Here is a 20,019-nt window from a genome sequence, read left to right on the forward strand (position 1 = left end):
CGCTCCATGGGCTGTCTCGGCGCTGGCTAAGGTGTTGCCGTCGGGTGTGCGTGAACACAGGAGGGCCGCGTTTGTTCGTCTCCGGTGATCGGGTGATCGGTGCTGTCGGCGATCTCGTGCGCGCGGCGGACTGCGAGTTCGCGCTGCTGCGTGCGGTCGACGCCGCCCTCGGCAACCTCCCCGGCACCCGCGACGCCGCCGCGAACCTCGTGCGCGCCGTCGACGTTTCCCCGGAGTTGCTGCGGCACTTCGGTGACCGGCTGATCCACATCCCCACCCCCGATCCCGTCGACGCCACCACCCTCACCGAAGCCGCCGCACGCACCACGGACGCCTTGCGGACCGGTGCCGAGGCGATCGCCGGTGCGGTCTTCTTCGACGGTCGATTCGTCTGCCAGGCAGACCTTCTCGTGCGCGACGGTGCGCGATACGTGGTGCACAGTGCCGTCGCACCTGCGCGAGTGGGGGCCCTGGGCGATGGGCCTCGGCATGACGACGGCGGGCCTTCGGGTATCGGCTTGCCCAGGCGTTCACGTGGAAATGACGACGCGCAGGACCGCGACGTGGATGGCGAGTCGCGCGGGGACCGGGGCGCCGAGGCCGACCGTGACGCGGACAGTGGCGTGTCGCCCGTGCTCGCTGAGTCCCGTTCTGGTGCCGCGGGGTTCGTTGATGCCGACGACCACAGGGTGTTGCGGCGTGAACTCGCGGCGGGGCGGACGCCGTTCGAGCGGGTTTCGGCGTCGGTGCGGTCGGTGGGGGTCGATCCGGTTCGGCTGGAGCTGTGTGCTCGGGTCGAAGTGGCTGCGTGCGTCGAGGCATTGGCGGCGGCCGGGGTGGATGTCGACCCGGTGGCGCGAATTTCGACGCCGACCGGTGAACATGGCGTGGTCGCAGCGGAACTCGAGCCGATCTACCGGGCGCGACGGGCGCGGGTGGAACACGTCGTCGAGGAGAAGCTCACCGAATTGCTGCCCGTGCAGTGGGGTGACCCACGCTATCTGGCGTGTGGACAGTGCCCGACGTGCCGTGCGGCGGCTGCGACCGCACGGGACTTGCTGCTGGTAGCGGGGATTCGGCCCACCCAGCGCGCCCGGCTGCGCGAAGCCGGTGTGCTCACCATCGACCGCCTCGCCGCCACCACCGTTCCCGTCCCCGGCCTCGCCCCGCGCACGGTCACCGAACTGCGCCGCCAAGCCGACATCCAACTCACCCGCGAACGCACCGCAACGCCCACCTTCGCTCTGCGTGACGCCACCGCCCTCGGCGCACTCCCCACCCCGCGCCCCGGCGACCTGGCACTACTCATCGACCTGGACCGCCGCGGAACCATCACCTCGGTAGAAATCGCCGACGCGACAACCACTGTCTTCCGCCCGGAACCCTCGCCTATCGCGTCGACCGATCCGCGCTACGCGCAGGCGAGCGACTACGGATCATTCGCCAGGAACGGCGGGCTCGGGTCCGACGAGCGGAACGGTGGCGCTCTCGGAGCTTTCGCGAGGGGCGCCGGAGGGCTCGGAACTTCAGCGACAGGCGGGGGCGAGCTCGGGCCGTCGACACAGGACGGGTACGGCCCGGACGTGCTCGAGGAACTGCTCGACATCATCGGTGAGTATCGGGCCCTGGATCCGGATGTGCGGGTCTATCACTACGGGTCGGCGGTCCGGACGGCTCTGCTCGGCTGGTCGGGACGCTTCGGTGTCGGAGCCGATCAGCTCGACGAACTGCTCGCCGACGGGGCGCTGGTCGACCTGGCACCCGTGGTGCGGACCGCCTTGCTGATCGGTGAGCAGTCCTACGACGTCGCCGGATTGGCCGCCCTGGTGCCGGGCGCACACGGTCGTGCGGCCACCGTGCTGGGGATCAGGGACTGGTTGCTCGAGCGGGCGGCCGAGGCGGGGATCGAGGTGCCCGGCCCACGGTTCGCGGTGGCCGAGACGGACATTCCGCCGTCGTTGCGCACGGGTTCACTGGAGGCCGCACTGGCCGAATTCGCCGCCGACGCACACGGCGACGCGGCCCGGGCGGCCGCGCTCACGGCCGCGGTGCTCGGGTATCACCGGCGTGAACGGCAGCCCAGGTGGTGGGCGCACATCGACCGGCTCGGGCACCCGGTGGGGGAGTGGGCCGACGCGCCGGGCGTGCTGGTCGCCGAGTGGGGCACCGTCGACACCAAATGGCATCGCACACCCCAGCTTCCGACGATGCGCCGCTACCTCACCCTCACCGGTCGTCTCGGCACCGGTGCCACGCTGACCCCCGGCACCCAGATGATCACCATCTACGACGGTGCGGCGGCAGCGGGCATGACCCAGACGCTCGGCAGACGCGCCACCGCCACGGCCACCGTCCTCGGCTGCGCGGTGGACGCCGATTTCGACGACACCGTGCGCCTGGAGGAACTGCTCCCGGCGGGCTGCCCGCCTTACGACGACCTACCCGCCGCCATCGCCCCCGGCCCACCCGACGGCGAGGCCGACCTCGAGGCGGCCCTGGAAGCCACCGCCCAGGACCTGCTGGTGACGTTGCCGTCCGTGCCGGCGAACGCGGTCTACGACCTGCTGCTGCGCCGCACGCCCCGCCTGCACGAGGGCGCACCGTTACCGCAGGTCGACGGCGATATCGCACACGCCATCGCCCAGGCGACGGCCGCACTCGACGCCTCCTACCTGGCTGTGCACGGACCGCCCGGCACCGGCAAGACCGGGACGACGGCCCGCGCCATCGAGCGCCTCGTCACCCGCAAGCGGTGGCGGATCGGGGTGGTCGCGCGCTCACACGAGGTGATCGAGCGGATCTTCGACGCGGTCGTGGAGGCCGGGTTGCTGCCCGAACTCGTCGCGAAGAAGGACGTGGCGTCGGTGGGCCGCGAATGGTCGGCGATCGAGGGCAGCAGGTATCCACGATTCCTCGACAATGCGGTGAATGGGTGCGTGATCGGCGGCACCACAGCCGATTTCGTCGACGAAACCCTCATCGCCCCCGGCTCGCTCGATCTGCTGGTGATCGCCGACGCGGGCGAATGCTCGCTCGCCGACACCGTCGCCGTCGCGGTGAGCGCGCGCAACCTGCTGCTCGTGGGTGACCCCGAGCCCGCACTCGCCCAGGCCGAACACCCTGAGCCGATTCATGTTTCGGCCCTCGAGTGGCTGTGCGACGGCGCGGCCACCCTGCCGCCGGAGTACGGCTACTTCCTCGACCGCACCTGGCGGATGCACCCGGCGGTGTGCGCGCCGGTGTCGGTGAGCTGCTACGACGGCAAGCTCACGGCGGTCGAAGCCGTCACCCGCGCCCGCGATCTCGCCGGGATCGCGCCCGGGGTGAGCACGGTGTTCGTCGAACATCGTGGCAGCGCGACCGAATCCGATGCCGAGGCCCGTGAGGTGGTGCGCCGCGTGCGCGCCCTGCTCGGCGAAACCTGGACCTCCGGTGCGCGCACCCGCAAACTGCACCCGCACGACGTCTTCGTCGTGGCCCCTTACGCAGCGCAGGTGGCGCGTATCCGAACCCTGCTGGCGCGCGCCAAGATCGAGGATGTCCTCGTCGGCACCCCTGACCGTTTCCGGGGTCGTGAAGCCGCCGTGGTCGTGTTGTCGATGACCACCTCTACCCCCGACGACGCTCCCTTCGGTATGCGAGCACTCCTCTCGCGCACCGTCATCCACGCCACCCTGTGCCGCGCCATGTGGAAAGCGATCATCATCCGCTCGCCGCTGCTCACCGAGTACCTCCCGGACACCCCGGAAGAACTCGCCGCCCTGCGCGGCTTCCTCCAGCTCGGTTGAACACTCGGCGGCACATCAACCGTCGCACGGCGCAGGCGCACGCACTCGATCGGCAATTCGCCCCGCGAGCTGTGACGGTGGGCGCGGTCTACGCCTAGACCCGATACCGCCCACCAACTCCGACCGATTCAACCGACTGCCCCTACGTCGAACCCGGCCGCCGCATGGAGCGCACCGGCGACCTCGTCGTTACCTGTGGCTGCGAGGGCCGCCCGAACCGATCGCCGCGGGTCAAGCGGCGCGCAACAGCCGCCGCAGCCAGTCGGCGGCGGTGTCCGGTGTCGCCGGGGCGACGGACACCTGGTGGCCGGAGTGGACCAGGTAGCGGCCGTCGCCGGTGACGTCGATCCAGGACAGGACGCCCGTGGCCGGTTCGTCGGCACCCGGGGCGACGAGGATCTGGCCGATGCCGGTGCGCGGGCGTTGGAGGAGTTTGCGGATGCGGGCGGCGTCGGAGGGGCCTGCGACGGGGACGGTGACCAGGTCGCGGCTGTCCTCGCGCACGCGCGCCGCCGGTGCGGCGATGCGCGGACCGGTGCCCACGGGTTGGCGCGGCATCCGGGAAAAGACCTGGGGCGCGAAGCGTTTCGTCGCACCGACTTGAACGTGCAGGTCGCCACCTCGGTCGGCCGCGATGCCGGGCGACTGCACGGCGAGCACCGCCACGTCCCCCGCGACGGCACCGAGCATGCGCACCGGCGCGGGCGCGTGTCCGCACACCTCCACCCGGATCTCCGGTTTGGCCAGCACGCGCAGCGCCGCCGAGAGGTCGGGGTCGAGGGTGCGGGCGCACCAGGCGTCGAGTGCCGGTCGGGCGGCCGCCCGCTCGGCGGTGTCGCGGGCGGACGCGCGAACGGCGAGCGGATACGGGATCCGGTCGCCGTCGGTACGCGCCCAGGCCAGCGCGAACTGGTCGGGCGTGAGGTGCCAGTTCACTCCTGCTCGGTCCACTCTCCGAGCACGGCGGGACTGGTCGGTTCCAGCTTCCCGATCAGTGGGTTCACCTCGTCGGCGGGTTCGAGGAAGGTGGGTTCTTCCTCGAGGAAGCGCAGGAATTCGTCGTCTTCGTCCTCGATCTCGGTCTGGGCGGGTGGGCGCGGACCGCCGGGTGCGCGGGTGTGGTCCGCCGCGACCATCGCGCCACCCATGAGTCCACCGATCGCGCCCGCACTCATTCCGGCAGCCGCTTCACCACCGGCCACGGTGGGGTCTTGGCGGACGTCCTCGGACGACGCCGGTCGCGTGGCTGGAGAACCGGATTCACCGAGCGAAGCCGCCTGTGCCGACGGTGAACCGGATTCCTTCCGCGAGGCGTTCGCGCGTTTCCCGGCCCGCCCGAGCGCGCCGGCGGGAACAGGGCCCACGATGGGCACTCCACTCGCGGCGCCGGACCCGCCTAGGGCACCGGACACGGCACTCGGCGTGCCGGCTCCGGACGCGGCCGCTGCCGGGGCGACCGCTGCGGAACCGCCTGCGAACAGGGAAGTGCTCGCCGTCGAGCTACTCACACTCGCCGGCGAAACCGCAGCACCGGAGCCGTCTGCCGTCGACCCTCCCACCGCATCGGAAACGGCGTTCCCTGCTGCCGCACCGGTAACCGCGACATCGGACCCCTCGCCGGTAACCGCCGTGACCACCGACGAAGGCACCGCACCGAGCGCACCGCCGACCGCTACATCTGTTGTGCCCGAAGCGATCTCGCCGAAGGCGGGCACCCCCGACCCGGTGGGCACGAAAGCCCCCGCGTAGACCGTCTCCATCGCCTGAACCGCGTCCAGCCGGGCGTTCTCGGCTTCCCGCGAAATCGTGGCATTGTCCGTGGCCTGCTGCGGATCGAGCAGTGCGCCGTCCGGATCGGGCTGCGCCGCAGCGGGTTCGGCGACAGCGGCCCGAATCGACTCCGCCGCGTCACCCGCCTGGCACAGCCGGACACCGACAGCCGTCAGCACATCCGCGATCTGCCGACCCACCTGCTCGAACGTGCGAAGGGCATCGACGGCGGACTGCGCCGCCGACCCGCGCCACCCGTCGGCGATCGCGGCCCGGATCTCGGCATGCGCGTTGTCGACCTCGTCACCGACTGCGGTGGCCGCGGTGAGATACAACTGCCCGCCACTGCTCAAGGCGGCCGGGTCGAGTTGCTGTACCGCCGTGTGGATTTCGGAATGCGACAGGCTGTCGAACACCTCGACGACGGCCACGTAGTCCGGGTCGGTCCCCGGCGCACCGGAAATGCTACGCATGCCCATCACCCGTCTCGATCGCCCGGACCGCGCTCGCCATCGCCTGATCGCTCTCCTGGTAGGCGGCCCCGGCGGCCCGCAGCACGGCGGCCAGCTGACGAGCCGTCGCGGCGTAGGCACGCAACTGGTCGAGAGCATTACCGGTCTTGGTCTCGAAGCCGGTGCGCAGCGCGGCACCCGAGGGCAGCCCACCGAAGCCGGGCAGCGTAGCGGCCTGCGTCAAGGCCTGCACCTGCGCGTCGACGGCGGCGGCGAGACGTTCGTAGCGCAGCGCGCACCGTTCGGTCGCGCCGTCGGCGACGAGCACCCCGTCGACCCACAGTCCGCCCTCCTCGACGGCCTGACCGAGCGCCGCCGTATTCGGCAGTCCCGTGCGATTCGATTGCACCGCTTCCCCCTTCGTCGTTCAGTCCGCCGTGGCGAGTACCCACCGCGCGATATCGTCGGCCACGCGGTCCCGCACCGGCTCGTGCAACAGGTCGTGACCGGCGTCGGCGTACTCGCGCAAATCTACCGATCCATACCGCTGTGTCCATAGCCGCATCGCATCGATCGGTGCCCGGCGGTCATCGATTCCGTGCACCGCGAGCGTCGGCAGGCGGGGGTCGGGCGCGGTGTCGGTGGCCCGGCGCGGTGTGCCGCACAGGACGAGTCCGCGCAGGTCGGCGGACTGATCGACGGCGACGGCGAGCGCGGTGACGGCGCCGAGAGAGTGGCCCATGAGCACCGGCGCGGAGGTGGTTTCGGCCCGCACCAACTCGAGCAGGCCCCTGGCATCGGCGACCAGTTCGCCGAGGGTGCCCGGCGCGTGCGGATCGCCCTCGCTCAGGCCCTGTCCCGAGGTGTCGAGGGTCCACAACTCGATGCCGGTGGCGGCCAGCGCGGCACCGAATCGGTGATAGTGCCCGCTGTGCTGACCGGTGCCGGGCAGCAACACGACGGTCGCGGCGACCAGGCCGGTTGACCTGCGCCGGTAGTGCAGACGGCCACGCGCGCTGTCGAAGTAGGGCACCGGCCGATTATCCGCACCTGCCAAAGCATCGCGCCAGCCGTTACACTTCGCCAGTCCACCCGGTTCAGAGTCGAGGTCGTCCATGTTGTCGTTGCGTCGTTGTGTGGCAAGCATTGTCGTCGGTGCGGCAGGCGTGAGCACCGCGGTCACCGGCGTCGCCGGTGCCGACCCGGTCGCCGCCTGTGGGCGGGCCGGTCAGGAGATCGCGATCCACTCGACGGTCCCACTACTGGACTGGTCGGAGAACTTCGGCATCGACGAGCGCGGTGACGTGTGGGTGTCGCGCGTGCTGCGCGGTGAAGTGCAGCGCTACGACGGCGCCGGAAAGCTCACCGCCACGGTGGATATCGCGGCGCCCGGCGCCGTCCGACTCGGTCCCGACGGCCTGCTCTACGTGGTCACCGGCAATTCGCCGCTGTCGGATTCCGGCGGTGTCGTCCGATTCGACCCCACCGCCGCCGACCCGGTGCCCGAACCCTTCGCCACCGGTTTCATCCACCCCAACGGCGCCGCCTTCGACGCCCAGGGCAACCTGTACGTCACCGCCCGCGACGGCGTGCACCGCATCTTCCCCGACGGCACCGAGGACATGACCTGGTGGTCGAACGCCACCGTCGAGGGGCCCAATGGTGTTGTGGTCTCCGGTGATTCGGTATACGTCACGGCGAACTACGTCGACAGCGCGGCCGGTCCGGTCGGCCGGGTGCTGCGCTTGTCGCGCACGAACCCGGCGGTGAGCACAACCATCGCCGACCTGACCTCGTTCGGTTCGCTGCCCGATTTCGTCGACGACCTGGTCCTGCGCGACGGCGCACTGTACGTGACGACCTTGACCGGACAGCTGGTGCGCGTCGACCTGGCCACGGGCGGTGCCTGCACGATCGCCGCCACCCAGCCGCTCACCGCCGTCGTCGCCGACCCGGCCGACTCGTCGGCGCTGCTCGCGGGCACCGAAGAGGGAACCGTCCTGCGCATCCGCCCGCGCGGCTGACCCGAAGCTTTCGCACGACAAACGGCCGCCGACATCAGTCGACGGCCGTTTTTCGATCCTGGTGCCCGGCGGCCGATCAGCCGCCCACGCTCAGCGCTGACGGCGGAGCCGGGGGAGCGGGCGCGGGAGCCGGCTGCGGTGCCTCCGCCGGGGCGGGGGCCGGAGCGGGCGTTTCGGGGGCGGGTGCCTGCGACTGTGCCGCACCGGTGCCGGGCGCACCCGAACCGGGGGCGGGGGCCTGCGGTTCCGGCGCGGGCGGGGCGGCCGGTGTTTCGGGAGCCGCCACCGGCAGATCGGGGACGACGAACGTGCCGACGGTCGGTGTCATCACGCAGCGTGCACCGGGGTAGTCGATGGTGCCCCACATGGAGGCGACCACGGTGCCCGCGCCGCTGGTGATCGTCTTCGACAGCGACGGCAGCTGGTATTCGGTGAGGTCGTCGAGGGCGGCGATACCGCTCTGCCCGTTGTTCACATTCACCCAGGCCACGCTCAGACCGGAAGCCAGCGGCACACCGGTGTGGGCCGGACTGGCGCTGAACCGGACATCGCCCGGGGTCAGGCTGGTTCCGGTGCGCGGGCCGGGGCCCTCGACGGTCGCGGCGGCGATGATGGTGGTGATGGGTCCGTTGCTGCCGCAGCCGAAGGTGGGGGCGGCGTAGCCCAACGGGATGAACTGGGCCGAGATGTCACGCAGGCGGTCGGCGCCGACCATGCCGGTGAAGTTGGCGATCGCGTCGACACCGGCCTTGGTGCTCACATCCTCGCCCGCGAGATCGTGCAGGTGGGTGATGGCGTCGTCGAGAGGCGACGCACTCGCGGTCGCCGCGAGCACGACCACAGCTCCGATGCTCGCCGCGGTCACCGCCGCCGCCCTACCTGCGATGGATCTGCCGTTCACCCGTAACTCCCTGCTGCTCGCCCACCGGTTCCCCGGTCCGTGTGGCAACGTACCAGTTCGACGTGCCGGTGGCAGCGTGGCGGTGTCGTGGCGTCGCCGTGCGGGGTAGGTTTCTGAAGACGGCTACTAGAGACGCTGGGAGACCCGTATGAAGCTAGCCCTGTCCCCGGAAGAGGTCGCCTTCCGCGACGAGCTCCGGCACTTCTATCACACCGAGATCCCCGTCGAGATCCGTGACCGTGTGAAATACGGACACGAGCTTTCCCGCGAAGACATCGTCACCGCCAACAAGATCCTCAACGATCACGGGCTCGCCGTGCCGAACTGGCCGGTCGAGTGGGGCGGCAAGGACTGGACGCCGATGCAGCGTCACCTCTGGCTCGACGAGATGCAGCTGGCCTCGGTGCCCGAGCCGCTCACCTTCAACGCCTCCATGGTCGGGCCGGTGATCGCCCAGTTCGGTTCCCAGGAGCTCAAGCAGCGTTTCCTCCCGCCCACCGCCGCCCTCGACATCTGGTGGTGCCAGGGCTTCTCCGAGCCCGACGCCGGTTCCGACCTGGCCTCGCTGCGCACCACCGCCGTCCGCGACGGTGACTCCTACATCGTCAACGGACAGAAGATCTGGACCACGCTCGGCCAGTACGCCGACTGGATCTTCTGCCTCGTGCGCACCGACCCGTCGGCACCCAAGAAGCAGGCGGGCATCTCCTTCCTGCTCTTCGACGTGAAGTCGCCCGGTGTCACCATGCGCCCGATCAAACTGATCGACGGCAGCTACGAGGTGAACGAGGTGTTCTTCGAAGACGTCCGGGTGCCCGCCGACCAACTGGTCGGCGAGGAGAACCAGGGCTGGACCTACGCCAAGTTCCTGCTCGGCAACGAACGCACCTCCATCACCGGCGTCGGCAAGACCAAGGTCAAGATCGGGCTGGCCAAGGACCACGCGCGCTCGATCCGCACCGGCCACGGCACCCTGCTCGAGGACCCGGTCTTCGCCGCGCGCATCGCCGAACTCGAGAACGAACTGCTCGCCCTGGAACTCACCCAGCTGCGGGTGGTGTCCAATTCGGCCGACGGCAAACCCAACCCGGCCTCCTCGGTGCTGAAACTGCGTGGCACCGAACTGCAGCAGGCGGCCACCGAACTGCTGCTCGACATCGCGGGCGCCGACGCCCTTCCCGTCGACGCCGACGACCTCGCCTCACCCGCTTGGGCCCAGCACACCGGCCCCGGCTATCTGAACTACCGCAAGGTGACCATCTACGGAGGTTCGAGCGAGGTCCAGCGCTCGATCATTTCCTCCACGATCCTCGGATTGTGAGGCGCTGACATGGATCTGGCACTGACCGAAGAACAGACGATGCTGCGTGACACCGTGCGCGAACTGCTGCACCGGTTCTACGACAGCGAGGCCCTCACCAAGGCGGGTGACACCGATCCCGGCTGGAGCCGCACGGTCTGGAAGCAACTCGCCGACCTCGGCGTCCTCGGCCTGACCATCCCCGAGGAAGACGGCGGCGTCGGCGCGGGCCCCGTCGAGGCGATGCTCGTGCAGGAGGAAATCGGCCGTGCGCTGGCCCCCGAACCGGTGCTCGACGCCGTGGTCGTTCCGGCCGAGCTGATCCGGCTCACCGGCAGCGCCGACCAACGCCACCGGCTGCTGCCCGCGCTCGCCGAGGGCACCACCCTGCTCGCCTTCGCCCATGCCGAACCGGGACAGCGCTGGCCGTCCACCGAGGTCACCACAACCGCCGACCAGCAGGGTGATTCGTACACCCTGTCCGGTGTGAAGAACCCGGTCCCCCGTGGCGATTGTGCCGATCAGCTGATCGTCAGCGCGGTACTGCCCGGCGGCGGTGTCGGCCTGTTCCTCGTCGACCCCACCGGCCCCGGTGTGCAGCGCCGCACCTACCGCACCTTCGACGGACGCCGCGGCGCCCAATTCGATTTCGCCTCGGCACCGGGCGAATTGCTCGGCGACACCGTCGACGCGGCCGAACAGATCGCGCTCGCCCAGGGCTACGCCCAGGCAGCGCTGTGCGCGGAATCGGTGGGCGCCATGCAGGTAGCACTCACCTCGACCACCGACTACCTGAAGTCGCGCAAACAGTTCGGCGTAACCCTGTCGAAGTTCCAGACTCTCACCCAGCGCGCCGCCGACTGCTACGTCTCCCTCGAACTGGCCCGCAGCATGAACCTCTACATCACCGCCGCCCTCGCCGACGGCGCCAACGACCCGATCGTCGCCTCACGCGCCCGCCTCCAGATCGGCAAATCCGCCGCCCACATCGGCCGCGAGGCCATCCAGATGCACGGCGGAATCGGCGTCACCGCCGAATACCCGGTGAGCCACTACGTCGCCCGCCTCACCGCCATCGGCCAGACCCTCGGCGGAGAACTCGAACACCGGCGGGTGCTCGCCGACCGCGTCGGCAGTTACGACTTGCCGGAGTTGTAGACAGCCCGGGAATGGTGCGTGCCCACGTGGGCGCGCACCATTTTCATGTCCGCCTGACCCACTGTGTTTTTCCTTTCGTCGTAATCTTGCTTCTACAGCCGCCGTGTATCCAGTAGTGCGTCTACAAAATCCGAGGGAGGCGCATAGTCGTGGAATTCAACATAGTGCACAATCATGACTGGCGCGTGGTAGCATTCCCCGTCGGGACCGTGTATCAAAATTTCACCATTGCCGCATGCTCCTAGGGGTTCCAACTCCTGGTAGAGCAGTACGCCGTCCATCTCATCCCCGTGAACCGCCAATATTTCCGTAAAACAAAAATCGCAAAAGTGATATCCTCGGGTCTTATTCACAGGCTTCTTTGCTGCCCTGCGAAGTGATTCCAAGAGCACTTGCGACGGCTTGTCAGTCGGAAAGGGCTCGTCTCCGGCGAGCCATCCGACGTTTATTTCATTTACACAACCGGCTGGGCATTTGTAACGCGGACCATAACGGTATGGGCTGAGATCTGGATAGTGCATCTGAGAAGCGTATCTGTCCCCGTTTCGCCGACAATAAGCAGGCTCATTGCCGCTACAAAGAGAGACTCATCGATTGTTCCCAATCTCTCGCGTCGCGTAGTAGTGGTCCCACCACCGCACGTGCACCGCACAAATAGAACATCCACCGCAATTCTTCACACTTGTAGACCGCTTCTTCATGCGAGTCCACCCAGACGCACACAATATTTCCGAAAACCTTGGTCACGTCCCACCATGCCCACTCCCGCTGGCGTGGATCGAAGGAGAACAGCACATCCTGTACTGTCCACTTTTCGTTCCCTCGGTGCGCTGCGTAACGCAGGGCTGCCGATTCCCAGGATTCCCGCATCCACAGTGGGACATCGGCTTCCGGCATGGAGTCGACATCGAAGTCGCCTTCCAGTGAGGCATTTACTCCCACTTTTACGCACTGACGAACTCTGCGGCCGAACCCCGCAACATCATCGAAGCTCTCGACCTCCACGTAAAATGTCGAAAGCAGCCCGCCCACAGCACCAGGGCGACGGGAAATCCTGGCGAGCTCTGGCAATGGCATCTGAACATTATTGCAGATCCGGGGCAGTGGTGCCGAGAAGTCGATGCCGCCGGAACCTACTTGATGAGAGATTGGCTCAAGCGAACAGTATGGCCCAAAGCTGCGAGGCTGCGGCCCTGGTATCTCTTTAATCGGAGCTTGGTGCATTGGCGATCAACGGTGATACTCCATCGATATCTTCGGAGTTGAGAGACAAGCCGATCAGTGCAATGTTGAGCTCTGCGCCGCCCTTCTTTGAATACCCTCTTACTGTTTCGATATTGTCGATGCCAAGGAGGGTTTCGCGTCGCTCGCGAGTAAGATGACCGTGATCGGTTAGTACCAGTCGGCCCAAATTGTAGTGGACGACAATATCTGGGTTGATAAAGAGATTCGGCCTGATGTTCGACGGGAAATCCTTGCAAGCTCTGGCAAGAGCGTCTCGACTTTTTTTGAAGATCCGGAGTCCAGGTGTAGTCGAGCAGGAGTCAACTCTCTATGCGGAAGGCACCTTTGCGGCGGTTATCTCTCCACGCAACGTGTTTTCGATCAACACTTGACCGTCGGGGGAGTATACCCAGAACTCGGCAACCTGGGCGATTATGCCACCGATATAGGCTTTCAAATACTGATTCTCCATCTCGACACTGGGCATCAGCAAGCTATCCCAGAAGAATATCAAAATGTTTGAATCCGGCATAAATTCTTGAATCGTGTCCACGATATCGAGTGAATCGCAATCACCAGCCTTCAGAACAAGGCTTTTGGGGACCTCACCCCAGACAACCGTACCATCCGATCTCCTCGAAAATCGGCGGATACTTGCCTCTTCATACTCGTCATGCTGGTGCAAATCGAGGAACTTCACGCCTGATCGGCCAACCCAGCCGGTACGCGGTCGACCCCCGATATCAACCCGCGCAGCACGAATAATCGACCTTGGCAGGTAGTCAGGTCTGGTGCCGTACACTTCGTCGATCGTCATGCGTTTGTCTATACGTATATGGAGAGGGCATGAATTTACTTACCGGCTCCTGGGGGTGCTTCAGCATCACTACTGGCCAAATGGATATTGAATAATAGTTCGAATTCGCAATCATGTGCGCCACTCTAGCTGCCTGTCATAAGCATGGATAACTCTGTTGACGTGTACTTATTCGATAGAAGAATCGTATTGAAGGCAACCGGTTTTTCGCCCCACTCGCGCCCGATTTCCAATGAGTGTGCCCAATAGTGTCCAACGTCATTCAGTGTGCGCAGAAGTATGCGCAAATCTTGGCGATCTCGAACGAGAAGGCTGTGGGCATCGTGTATTATTGTGAGGTATTTCCTCGAAGGTAGGTTTTTGAGCGTTGTAAGGCATTCGTCGAGCGCGGCCCAATTCCAGCCGAAATAGGCGGGGAAATCGAATTCTGAATAGTAGCGCTCGAAAACCTCGTCGGCATCGGCCATCTTCGATCCATCAAGCGAGTATACGCGCAGTCCGGACAGGTTCGGAGTAATGGCTGCGAGGGTTTCGATATTGTCCCTTCCTCGGAAATGAACCCACGGTCGGTTCGCATCGAATACTGCGTCGCCTGTTGTTAGCATGGCCTGAACGTCCTGTAGTGGTCGGGTGTGTAGTAGTAGGAGCCGTCGGATCCGGTGACTATTCGCTCACTTCCCGGCGTGGGGTTATGGGCTGCTGGCACTGTACCCCATTCACGATACTTGATGGGTTGTCCGTGGCCATCGTGTGTAGGCAAGATTTCGCTTCCAGAACGGCCGTCATTTTTGTACATCCTAGGGATATCCGGGCCCTGTACCAGCGGCTCGATGATCACTCCGGAACGGCGCAATTCCTCAAGAATTGGCATTGTTTCATGTGGAATAGAATCTGGCGCGAACGTGACGTTCTGTGGATGTGGATCGCGGCGGATAGGTAGTTCACACGCAAGGCCAAGTGCGTCGGTCCAATTTAGAGGGTTATGTGGATAGGTGTTCGGATTGGAAGAAGGTTCGAGACCTAACGGGTCTTGTGTGAGGAAGCGGCCAGTGGAAGGATCGTAAATTCGGAATAGATTGTAATGGAGATCTGTCTCCGAATCATAGATTTGGCCCGGAAACCGAAAGGGAGTGTTCACCCTGCCGTGCCAGTTGGTACGTCCCCACAGATCAGCAACCGCAGATCCCACAGGGCTGCCGTCGGTGGGATCGATCATCACGGTCGGCGTACCGACGAGGTCGGTGACGATCGCATAGAACTCTCGGTCGACGGTCGCTTGGTCGTTGGTTTGGGTGAGGGGTGTGTGGGTGCCGGGTTGGTAGTGCCAGCGGGTGGTGGATTCGGCGGTGGTTTGTTCGGTCAGGTTGGTTGCGTCCCAGGTGTAGTCGGTGCGGTCGAGGATGGTGCCGTCGGCGGTGCGCTGTTGCTTCGATGTGCGGCGGCCGAGGGGGTCGTAGGTGTAGTGCCACCATTGGTGGTCGGGGGTCCAGACGTCGGTGAGTTGGTCGAAGCTGTTGTAGCGGTAGTGCCAGGTGGCGGGCTTTCGGGATAGGCGGGTGGTGGTTTTGCGGATCAGGCGGCCGGCGTTGTCGTAGTGGTAAGTGGTGCGGCCGTTTCGGATCAGGAGGTTGTTGCGGTATTCGCGGCGGCTGGAGTTGGTGGCATGGGCGGGGGCAGCCGGCGAGTCCGGGGTGTCGCTGCTGGTGATGTTGCTGAGGGGGTCGTAGGTGTAGCGCTCGGTGACCTGGTTGTCGCGGGTGAGGGTGGTGACGCGTCCGATCGGGTCGAGTTCGTAGTCGCGGCTGACCGACGCATTGTTGTGGTGATGGGTCGTGTGGTTGGTGATGTAACCGTCTGGGCGCCAGGTGTACTCGTCGGTGCGCAGGTTTCGGGGCGGGGTGCGTGGGGTGGCGTCGAGGCCGATGTTGAACAGGCGGTGTGGGTGGGCTGTGACGGTTTGGCTGTTAGGCAGGCCTGCAGGGTTGTAGGTGGTGTCGATGGCGAGTTCGTCGAGTTGCCATCGGGTGAGACGGCCTGCCAGGTCGTAGGTGAAGTCGATGTTGTGGCCGTCGGCGGTCATCCCGCCGTGGCGGCCTGCGTAATCGAAGGACCAGTGGGTTCGGGCGCCGGTGGGGGTTGTGCGGCGGGTGCGGCGTCCGAACTCGTCGTGGTCGAACCGCATCGGCGGTTGGTCGTCCACTTGCTGGGACGCGAGCTGGCCGGTGTCGGTGTAGCTGAATTGTAGAGTGTGGGAAGGGGTTTCGTCGTTGCCGTTGGTCGCGGAGAGTAGACGGCCGGACACGTCGTGGGTGTAATGGATCCAGTCGCGGGAATCGGTGGTGATCGCGGTGAGGCGGCCGAGGATGTCATACGCGTGATGCCGGGTGATGCCGGTGGCGGGAGTGACCGTGGCGGTGCGCCCGGCCGGGTCGTGCGTGTAGTGGGTGGTCGCGCCCGTGTAGTCCGTCTGGGCGATCAGATGGCCCGCGGGATCGTAGACGTAGTGCCAGGTTTCACCGTTGGGATTGGTGACTGCGGTGAGGCGGCGTTCGGTGTCCCAGGTGTAGGTGGTGGTCGCACCGGCCGGGTCCGTGCGGGCCGCGAGAAGGTCGAACGCTGTGTAGGTGAATCGGGTGACCCCGCCTGCTGGGTCGGTGTGGGTGAGGAGGTTGTCTTCACCGTCGTAGGTCCAGGTTTCGCGGTGATCGTCTGGGAGGGTGCGTTCGAGAAGCTGACCGGTAGGTGAGAACCGATGGGTCGTTGTCGCACCGAGCGGGTCTGTGATGCGGTGGGGACGGCCGAGGCCGTCGCGCTCGATGGTGGTTACCGACTCGAGCGGATCGGTGATTCGGATCGGCAGACCCGCCGCGTCGACATCGATGCTGGTTGTCGCTCCGCTCGGTTCGGTGATCGTCGCGACGGCACCGCAGCGGTGATGAGTGAAGGTGGTGCGGGCGCCGGTGGGGGCGATGACGGCGGTGAGATTGCCGTTGGTGTCGTATTCGCGGCGGAGTTCGGTGCCGTCGACGTCGGTGATGCGGGTGGGGCGGTTGCGGAACAGGTACTCGAGGTAGGTGGTGTTGCCGTCGGGGCGGGTGATGGAGGCGACGTCGCCGTCGTCGGTGTAGGTGTAGCGGGTGACCGCGCCGTCGGGGGCGGTGAACGTCAGCGGGTTGCGGTCGGCGTTGTAGTCGGTGTGTGTGCGGGCGCCGTTGGGATCGCGGACGTCACGGGTGCGCAGATCGGTGTCGAAACCGTAGGTGGTCGGAGCGCCGAGGGAATTGATGTGCGTGGTGACTCGACCGGTTCCGTCGGGGAACGAGGAATAGTTGAAATCGGCGTCGAGAACTCCCGCGATACCGCGCTGACGAGTGACTCGGCCGGCCTCGTCGTAGGTATTGACCATGTAGTTGTCGTTGGAGTCGGTCCACGACGTCATACGGTCGGCGTGGTCGTAGGTGTACCGGGTGGTCGCGCCTACACCATTGGTGACGGCGACCAACCGACCTGCGGTGTAGCCGAATTCGCGGATCGTGGTGAGGTGACCGCCGGACGGACCGAGGATGTCGAGTCCGGTGACGCGCCCACCGGCGGTGGTGACGGCCACGCGGTAGCCGCCGGTGTGGGTGATCTCGGTCGGCGCACCGCCGCTGTCGTAGTGGAATCGGATGCGGTTGTGGTGGCGGTCGGTGATGGCCGAGATCGCGTAGTTGCCGAGGGCGACATCGATGCCGGCCCGGACGGGTTCGGGGGCGAAATGCCAGATCAGTTCGCGTTCGGGATCCCAGACCCGGTAGCCGCCGGAGTCGGTACGGCTCAGCGTCCAGCGCGACGCACCCGATAGCGGCAGTACTGGAGCATCAGGTTGCGGGTGGGGATAGAGCAGCGTTACGCCGTCCTCGCCGATCAAGATGACACCGTGGTCGTCGACGACAACTCGCATGTCCAGGGTCGCCGACCAGGACGGGCCGAACCAGCGGCCGAAGCGGTAGTTCGACCGGTGACGACGCTTCAGGATCAGTGGCAGGACGCCGGGCAGGTTCAGATCGAGTTCGGGGAGGAGGAATTCACCGGTCGCCGCGTCGACAGGGTCGTTGCATTCTTCGATGTCATCGTCGGTTCGGTTGTGCTCGACCGGGTCCTCGATGGTGGATTCGCGGATCTTGTCGGGGTCGTCGACATGTTCGGAGGAATCCGACTCGTCAGCTTCGGACTTGTCGACTTCTTTGTCGCTCTTGTCGTGGTCGCCGTTCGAGTTATCGGTACCGCGCTCTCCGGAGTCCGGATCGGAGGAGGAATCACCATCGCCGCGCGCGGGAGATGGAGCGGCGGTGGTGTCGTGGTCAGGCGCCGATCGTGAATCACCGTGCCACTGAGGCGTGTTCGAATCCGGCGTTGCACGTGGTGAAGGGCTGGGCGTGGCTCTGTCTTGGTCCGGTGTGTTGGCGTGCTCGTCCGGCTTCTGCTGGTTCCGGTCGGTTTCGGTATCGCCGGCCTGGCGGTTGTCAGGTGTGGCGGTGGGGCGCGGGTCCGGTGTCCGGGTGCTCGCGGGGGATTCCGGCGCGCGGGTATTCGGCGTCGGAGACATGGTCGCCGCTGGGGTAAACGAATCCCGTTGGGGCGCTGCGGCATCCGAGCGGGCTGGGGTAGCTGGATCGGATCGGTCGTGATTCGATGTCGAGCCCGCGTCACCGCCTGTGTCGGCTCGGGCAGGTGGCTGTCGAGTCGAGTCGGACTCGGGACTGGATTGGTGCGGATTCGACGTCGACCCACCGTCGCCGTCCGCGTCGGCCCGGGCGGGCGGTTGTCGAGTCGAGTCCGGGTCGGGGGCGGAATTGGTCGACCCAGGGTCGGGCCGGGTAGTGGCAGGATCTGGCTCGCCGACCCGGGTCGGCGGCTCTTCCCTGGGTGTCTCGGCAGTGGTCTGTGACGGGGCTTGGGTGGTCGGCGCGTCGGTGCCGGGGTTGCCGACCGGAGAGTTCGAATCCTGGACCGGGCGCGTGGGATTCGGATCGGTACCGGGTTGGCGGGGTGCCTCGACAGTTTTGGCGTTGTCGTCGGGATCGGGTTCCGGGCCGTTGGTATGAACCGGAGTGCTCGGCCGATCGTCGGCGTCGGTTCGAGCGGGGGTCGAGTTCTCGGAATCCGGTCGTGGCGCGGGCGTTTCGGTATCAGGGCGTGCGGTCGGAGGCTCCGCACGCGGTTCCGGGGTGTTGTGTAGCGGAGTGCCGGAGGCGTTTTCTTCCGGCGCTTCCTGGAGTTGTCGAGTGTCGGGGCGCTGTGTCGGCGATTCCGGCCCGGCGTCGGGCCGAGCGCCGGCGTCGACGCCCGATTGCGGCCCGGCGTTGGACCCGTCCGGCACCCTGGCCTGGGGCGCTGGGGCGTGCGATGAGTTCTCGCCATCGTGATCGACAGGTTCGGGAGTGCCGGACTGCTCCGGTGTAGCCCCATCGGGACTGTCGCGATTGCCCCCGGGAATGCGACGACCGACGTCGCTGAGCTTGTCGATCGCCGACAACACCGGCTTCGCCGCGCCTCCGCCGCCGGTGGCGACCGTGACGAGAAGATCGCTCGTGATCGAGCCGGCGAACTCGAACGGGTTCGCGCGCGCTTCCGAGAGGATCGCGTCGACAGCCGCACCGGGATCGGCGGCCGCGACCACCAGCCCGGTCCCCAAATCCGACATCTTCGACAGGTAGTCGGCCGGATGGGTGATGTTATAGGCATCGGTCGGATTCACCTGCCGGACGAACTGCACGAGCCCCGTCAGGCCGGTCAGTACGCCGGACTCGAAGCTCAACTTGGCGTGCTCACCGATATCGGCCAGATCCGACAGGTTCGCCGCCATTCGGGACGTGAACGGCGGTGTGGTCGGCGCCTTGCCGGTGGCTTCGGCGATCTTGGCGCTGGACTCGGTTGCGGCGTTATCGCGTTGGGTGCGAGCGAAACTCAAGATCTGCCGGGCATTGTCCCGCAGCGCGGTCCAGGTATCGGGCAGCGGGCCGACCTGCTTTTGCTGATCGCCGGTGAGCGAGTTCCACCAGTCCTTCTTGGTGCGTTCCTCGGCCAGGGCCCGTTCCCACTCGGCGATCGCATCCGCGGCACGTGCTTGCGCGGTGGTGACCGCCGCGGACCAGCTGTCGAGGACACCGGCGGTCGCGGTGAACGATTCCGCGGCATCCCACCACAGCTTCGGCTGCTGGTCGTAGACGGCATTGAACGCGTCCGCGCCAGCCCCGGTCCAGTCCGCGGCATCGATCGTTTTCAGTGCGTCGCCGGTTTTGGCGATCTGGGTCGCCATCTCACGCAACGTGGTCGCGGCATCGGTGATGACTGTCGGCTCGCCGCGGATCAGTTCCTTCGGGTCCTTCGTCTCCCCGAGCGCACGCTCTTCGACTTCACCACCGGCGGCCGAGACGAGTTGGTCTCCGAGATCGTCGAGAGACTCCGCCAAACTGTCCATGCCGAGCTTCTGCGCACCGGTGGAGGCGACGTCGAGGACGTCGTCGGCGAGTGCCCCGGCTTTCTCGACAGCACTTTCCACTCCTCGGCCGAACAGGTCGCCGAAGTTGTCGAACACCCCCA

Annotated in this window: 13 protein-coding genes; 4 read left to right on the top strand and 9 right to left on the bottom strand. The window is 66.5% G+C overall.

Annotation, left to right across the window (positions count from 1 at the left end; genetic code table 11):
- Positions 1-50: 50 nt before the first annotated feature.
- Entirely contained in the window at positions 51-3,788 is a 3,738-nt protein-coding gene (locus tag AB0F86_RS13680; RefSeq protein ID WP_356985638.1) for an AAA domain-containing protein, read from the top strand.
- A gap of 231 nt (positions 3,789-4,019) precedes the next feature.
- Here AB0F86_RS13680 and AB0F86_RS13685 read toward each other — a convergent pair whose 3' ends face one another.
- From AB0F86_RS13685 to AB0F86_RS13700, 4 genes are read right to left on the bottom strand one after another with little or no spacing between them, the layout of a single operon-like run.
- Positions 4,020-4,724 carry an ESX secretion-associated protein EspG gene (locus AB0F86_RS13685; protein ID WP_225278839.1) on the bottom strand — a complete coding sequence of 235 codons (705 nt, stop codon included), beginning with the start codon at positions 4,722-4,724 and terminating at the stop codon, positions 4,020-4,022.
- The gene (locus AB0F86_RS13690; RefSeq protein WP_356985640.1) at positions 4,721-6,031 is read right to left on the bottom strand and encodes a hypothetical protein; all 1,311 of its coding nucleotides are present in this window, start codon (positions 6,029-6,031) and stop codon (positions 4,721-4,723) included. The genes AB0F86_RS13685 and AB0F86_RS13690 overlap by 4 nt, the downstream gene beginning before the upstream one ends.
- Positions 6,024-6,419, bottom strand: a complete 396-nt coding sequence (locus AB0F86_RS13695; RefSeq protein WP_067491310.1) for a hypothetical protein — start codon at positions 6,417-6,419, stop codon at positions 6,024-6,026. Before AB0F86_RS13695 ends, AB0F86_RS13690 begins: the two co-directional genes overlap by 8 nt.
- Positions 6,420-6,437: 18 nt before the next feature.
- Complete coding sequence (locus AB0F86_RS13700) at positions 6,438-7,043, bottom strand: alpha/beta fold hydrolase (protein ID WP_225278841.1); 606 nt, start codon at positions 7,041-7,043, stop codon at positions 6,438-6,440.
- 103 nt (positions 7,044-7,146) lie between these two features.
- Between AB0F86_RS13700 and AB0F86_RS13705 the strand changes: the two genes are divergently transcribed.
- On the top strand, positions 7,147-8,034 hold the full coding sequence (locus AB0F86_RS13705; protein WP_356985642.1) for a hypothetical protein: 888 nt from the start codon (positions 7,147-7,149) through the stop codon (positions 8,032-8,034).
- A 76-nt stretch (positions 8,035-8,110) separates the two neighbouring features.
- Here AB0F86_RS13705 and AB0F86_RS13710 read toward each other — a convergent pair whose 3' ends face one another.
- The gene (locus AB0F86_RS13710) at positions 8,111-8,935 is read right to left on the bottom strand and encodes a hypothetical protein (protein ID WP_356985644.1); all 825 of its coding nucleotides are present in this window, start codon (positions 8,933-8,935) and stop codon (positions 8,111-8,113) included.
- Between the two features lie 148 nt (positions 8,936-9,083).
- Here AB0F86_RS13710 and AB0F86_RS13715 point away from each other — a divergent pair, with 148 nt between their 5' ends.
- A complete protein-coding gene (locus AB0F86_RS13715; RefSeq protein WP_356985646.1) occupies positions 9,084-10,256 on the top strand; it encodes an acyl-CoA dehydrogenase family protein in 1,173 nt (390 codons plus the stop codon).
- A gap of 9 nt (positions 10,257-10,265) precedes the next feature.
- Positions 10,266-11,393 (top strand): acyl-CoA dehydrogenase family protein, encoded by a 1,128-nt coding sequence (locus AB0F86_RS13720; protein WP_356985648.1) that lies wholly within the window; start codon positions 10,266-10,268, stop codon positions 11,391-11,393.
- Positions 11,394-11,966: 573 nt separating this feature from the next.
- Here the strand turns inward: AB0F86_RS13720 and AB0F86_RS13725 are convergent.
- From AB0F86_RS13725 to AB0F86_RS13740, 4 genes are all read right to left on the bottom strand, one after another.
- Entirely contained in the window at positions 11,967-12,470 is a 504-nt protein-coding gene (locus AB0F86_RS13725; RefSeq protein ID WP_356985650.1) for a hypothetical protein, read from the bottom strand.
- A 475-nt stretch (positions 12,471-12,945) separates the two neighbouring features.
- Entirely contained in the window at positions 12,946-13,434 is a 489-nt protein-coding gene (locus AB0F86_RS13730) for a hypothetical protein (protein ID WP_356985652.1), read from the bottom strand.
- A 125-nt stretch (positions 13,435-13,559) separates the two neighbouring features.
- On the bottom strand, positions 13,560-14,039 hold the full coding sequence (locus AB0F86_RS13735) for a barstar family protein (RefSeq protein WP_356985654.1): 480 nt from the start codon (positions 14,037-14,039) through the stop codon (positions 13,560-13,562).
- Positions 14,033-20,014 carry a putative T7SS-secreted protein gene (locus AB0F86_RS13740; RefSeq protein WP_356985656.1) on the bottom strand — a complete coding sequence of 1,994 codons (5,982 nt, stop codon included), beginning with the start codon at positions 20,012-20,014 and terminating at the stop codon, positions 14,033-14,035. The genes AB0F86_RS13735 and AB0F86_RS13740 overlap by 7 nt, the downstream gene beginning before the upstream one ends.
- Positions 20,015-20,019 lie beyond the last annotated feature (5 nt).

This window comes from Nocardia sp. NPDC023733, from assembly GCF_040639775.1.
Taxonomy (GTDB): domain Bacteria; phylum Actinomycetota; class Actinomycetes; order Mycobacteriales; family Mycobacteriaceae; genus Nocardia; species Nocardia rosealba.